The following is a 772-nucleotide window of genomic DNA, read 5'->3' as shown; positions in this document are numbered from 1 at the left end:
GGGTGAGGAAGGCGGGGGGTGGGGCTGAGAGGTTGAGGTGAGGCGTCGAGTTGGGCGTCGAGGGGGAGCGGGCCTCAGCGGCCGGTGTCGAAGACCTCGTCGCGTGTCGTCGCCAGCGCGCTCTCCAACGCGCCCCGCAGTACGGGGTGTTCACGGACGTCGCCGACGACGAGCCGGGGGCGGGCCGCCGCCAACTCCTCCAGCTCGTCCTGGACGAGGGCGCGCAGCACGTCGCCGCCGGCGGTGAGGGAGGCGCCGCTGAGGACGACCAGTTCGGGGTCGAGGACGGAGACCAGGGAGGCCAGACCGGTGGCCAGCCGGGTCGCGTAGGTCTGCAGGAGCAGCCGGTGCAGGACGGTGTCCTCGGTGGCGGCTCGTTCGACGAGGGCGGCGGCGGCCTCGGCGTACGGCGTCGACGGGATGCTCGACATGCCGAGTTCGCGGGCGAGCCGGGGGATCGCCTGGGAGCCGGCCAGCTCCTGGTAGCCGCCACTGTTGGCTTTGGTCACCTGTCGGACCAGCGGGGTGCCGGGAACCGGCAGGAAACCCACCTCGCCCGCGCCGCCGGTCCAGCCGCGGTGCAGCCGACCGCCGAGGACCAGGGCGGCGCCGAGGCCGCCCTCGTTCCACAGCAGTACGAAGTCCTCGTGGCCGCGGGCCGCGCCGAGCCGCTGCTCGGCCACTGCCACGAGGTTGACGTCGTTCTCGTACTCGACCGGCATCGGCAGGGCCGCGGCGAGTTCGTCGAGGAGGGCGGGGGTGTGCCAGCTTG

The 772-nt window shown here is 73.7% G+C and carries 1 protein-coding gene; it reads right to left on the bottom strand.

Annotated features, from left to right (window positions below; translation table 11 throughout):
* Positions 1-74: 74 nt before the first annotated feature.
* The coding region (locus L0P92_RS44750) for an ROK family protein (RefSeq protein ID WP_234768851.1) at positions 75-772 on the bottom strand (698 nt) is incomplete at its 5' end.

Source organism: Streptomyces muensis (genome assembly GCF_021474425.1).
Classification (GTDB): domain Bacteria; phylum Actinomycetota; class Actinomycetes; order Streptomycetales; family Streptomycetaceae; genus Streptomyces; species Streptomyces muensis.
This window is presented reverse-complemented; position numbering and strand designations above follow the sequence as displayed.